Genomic DNA, 3,330 nt, shown 5'->3' with positions numbered 1-3,330 from the left:
TAAAATAGTCTAATAACGTTCTTTCTTTTGCTACTTTTTTTTCTTTACAACTAATTGTAAATAGAACTAATAATAATGTAATAAAAGTTTTGTTCATTGGTTTGGTTAAATGCACTACAACGTGTTTGTGTATGATTAGTTGCGTGGTTTAAGCACTAAAGTTAGCAAATAAAAACCGAATAGAAAGTCCGCGAGGACTTTCATAAGTAGGCTATAACCAAGCAATTAATTATACACGGTGTTGGCAAATCGTTTTTTTTAATTCTGTATTGCTGTTAATTTTCCGTTGTCAAAATATAGATAATGTTTTAAGCTATAAACCCATTGCTCACTTTTTCCGTAATTTGTTGTAGTCGTATTAATATCTATTGGATTTCCCCAGGCAATTCGGCACATTTTTTCTGTCATTCCAATTACAACTTTTCCATCTGCAATATAATTCCCATATTTTGCACCAAATTCAGAGATACATTTTTGTCTAAACTTTCTGTCGTTTTCAGCCCATTCGGCTTCTCTTATTTTTCTATCTTCCTCTTTTTGTTTAAGTTTTTCTTCGTTTTTTTGTAGTCGTTCTTTTTCAAGTCGAATATTTTCTTCAATTTCTTTTGGTGTCATAAATTGACTTCTTTTGACATCTATTGAAGCTTGATAGTCATTTGCTTCTACCATAATTTCGTTAAATTTATCATTACGAAATATTAATGCAGGTCTTAAATAAATATTATTTTCTAATTCCACAAGCGTAAAATCAATACATTCCCACCAACTTCCTTTCTCTATTTTTAAAGTTTGTCCAGAATTAATATCAATTACATTTTCAATTTGTTCTTGTGCTTGTAATTTTTTTCCAACTATTTCTGATTTTAATTTCTCAAAACTTCCAACAACGATAAATGGAAAAATCATTCTGTCATTAATGTGTTGTTTTACTTTAGCTAATTCATAGAATGCTGTGTCTTTTAGTTTTTTATTAAAAAGTTTAAAGTAAAAACCTTTAGCATACTTGTCATCTTTTTCTATATAATCTTCAACTCTGAAATAATGACCTGCGATTGAATTATAGTCAGACTTAAAATCATATTTGTGACTTCCTTGAACAGGATGATATTGTCTTTCTTTCATATTTCCTTGTGATTGGGCTTTAATTGAAAAATCTTGATATCCAATTAAATCACTTTCTCTAAAAGAACTAAATTTTTTCGATTTTGGAAGAAAATAAAAATCCTGTCCAATATAGATTCTTAAATCTTCTCTTGGTTTAAATGATGATAAACTGTCATAGACTCTCGGTTTCAATACAGCTTTTTCAGCAATTTCTCTTGTTGTAATTTGTCCAAAAGTCTGTGAATAGACTAAAATTATTAAAAAACTTGTAATTATTCTTTTCATTCTCGATGTTCGTCTAAATGTTTGCCAACGTGTTTGTATATGGTTTGTTGCGTGTTTAAGAAACTAAGTTAACAAATAAATACCGAATAGAAAATACGCGAGTATTTTCGTAAATAGGCTTGAACTAGCAATAAATTATATACGGTGTTGTAAACAGTTTTATCTACACTCTTCATTATAGAACTCCACCATTTCAGTCACATTAGCTTTTTTATAATAACCAGATTCTATCTTTGATACTAATACCTTGCAGTCTTTGAAATATTCAGAAGCCGTTTTTTTGAAGTTTTTAGAAAATACTACTTGTCCGCTTGTAGAAAGAAGAGTAATATATTTTTCATTATTTCTTTTTACATATAAACTTGCTTGATTAAAACCTTTATCATAGTAAAAGTTCTGACTCATTCCAAATGATTTTCCATCATTCCGAAATCCACTTCCGAAATTATAGGGCTCGATATAATAATTAACTTTCCCTTTAACCACTAATATAGCAAGGCGTGTTTTGGATTTTTTAGAATTCTTTTTCTTTTTATATTCTAAATAATGACGTTCTTGAATTCCATTTTCGGAATAAATTATTAACTTATCTAGTCCATCAGATTTAATCCATTTATATTTTCCTTTTTTTTGCTTACTAAATTTTACATCGTCATAGTTTATTCTATTAATGTAACCCTGAATTGAATCACCATTTTTATAAAAAATTGTTGCTTTATTACTTTGGCTATAAATTTGAATTGTAGCAAATACTAGAAATAAAAAAAAATATTTTCTCATATATATATATATATTGTGAATTAATTAAAAACTGAATTTTCAACAAAACTTAAAGTGAAGTAAAGTACTTTATCTTCTAAATGTGCTGTAAAATCTTCATTATCAGCTTGAGCGAATGTCAAGCGAATAGCATCTTGATATTCTCCATTTATATCAGGTTCTCCGATATACCATTGATAATAAACTAATTGAACATCTGGTCGTACAGTGTCAAAATCGGGTTGTCCATAATTATTAAACACCCATTCTCTGACGCATAGCCATGTTGATGGCTTAAACCGAATTTGAAATGAATAAAAGAGTCTTTCTAAACTATCATCATTATTTGACATTACGTTTCTAGTAAAATATGTTCTTTCTTCTTCAATTTCAGTTAGTCCAGGTACATCATAAAAATATGAGCCGGTAAAGTATTGTATAGGACTAGTTATTGAATAATTAGAAATCATTTGTTCTTCGGTTAAACCAAATTCAGAATGAATATCAATGGTCTCAAATGTGCAATTCAAATTTTCATCATCATCTGAAGAACACGAAAGAATGGTTAGACCTAATAAGATGCTACATAATAATTTAATTTTTTTCATTCGTATTTTTCGTTTTAATTGTTTACAACGTTTGATGTATGAAAAGTGCTATTTGACGGATATGATTTTCCGCTAGGAAAATCAGCAGTCAAAAATAAACACTGCCCATAGGTTAAGTACTAAAGTAAGCATTTTTTATACATATTGTTGTAAACAGTAGCGACAGTTTTGAGTAATCACATTACGCCATAATATTTGCGTATTGCCATTTCGATAAACAGCCAGCCGCAATATTTAGTTTTGGGGCGGTAATTTTTCGGGAGCTATTATCAGTCAGTTTTTTTTCTCCAGAGTAATTGTCAGCTATCGAGCGAGTAAGTTTATCCGTATCATGCTAAAAGTCGGCGTAAAGATCAGTTTTTAGAGACAAAATCCGTAATGTATTTTAGTCAGATATAAAGCGATAATGAGCCAATTATTTTTTTCGTAATCTTTTGGGAGCTATTGTTTACAACGGTCTAGTGTATGATTTCGTTGCGTGTTTAAGCACTAAAGTTAGCAAATAAATCACAGATAGAAAGTCCGCGAGGACTTTCGTAAGTAGGCTATAACTAGCAATGAATTATACACATTG

General features: G+C 29.4%; 3 protein-coding genes. All 3 read right to left on the bottom strand.

The genetic code is table 11. From position 1 onward, the window contains the following. Nucleotides 1-258: 258 nt before the first annotated feature. The gene (locus tag ACKGJY_RS15425; protein ID WP_413974795.1) at nucleotides 259-1,389 is read right to left on the bottom strand and encodes a hypothetical protein; all 1,131 of its coding nucleotides are present in this window, start codon (nucleotides 1,387-1,389) and stop codon (nucleotides 259-261) included. Nucleotides 1,390-1,548: 159 nt separating this feature from the next. Continuing rightward, nucleotides 1,549-2,169 (bottom strand): hypothetical protein, encoded by a 621-nt coding sequence (locus tag ACKGJY_RS15420; protein WP_413974794.1) that lies wholly within the window; start codon nucleotides 2,167-2,169, stop codon nucleotides 1,549-1,551. Between the two features lie 20 nt (nucleotides 2,170-2,189). Then, entirely contained in the window at nucleotides 2,190-2,756 is a 567-nt protein-coding gene (locus ACKGJY_RS15415; protein WP_413974793.1) for a hypothetical protein, read from the bottom strand. Between the last annotated feature and the right edge of the window lie 574 nt (nucleotides 2,757-3,330).

Origin of the sequence: Hyunsoonleella sp. 2307UL5-6 (assembly GCF_047345485.1) — a bacterium.
Classification (GTDB): domain Bacteria; phylum Bacteroidota; class Bacteroidia; order Flavobacteriales; family Flavobacteriaceae; genus Jejuia.
The sequence above is the reverse complement of the archived record's forward strand: the minus strand, read 5'-3'. Positions and strand labels throughout refer to the sequence as shown.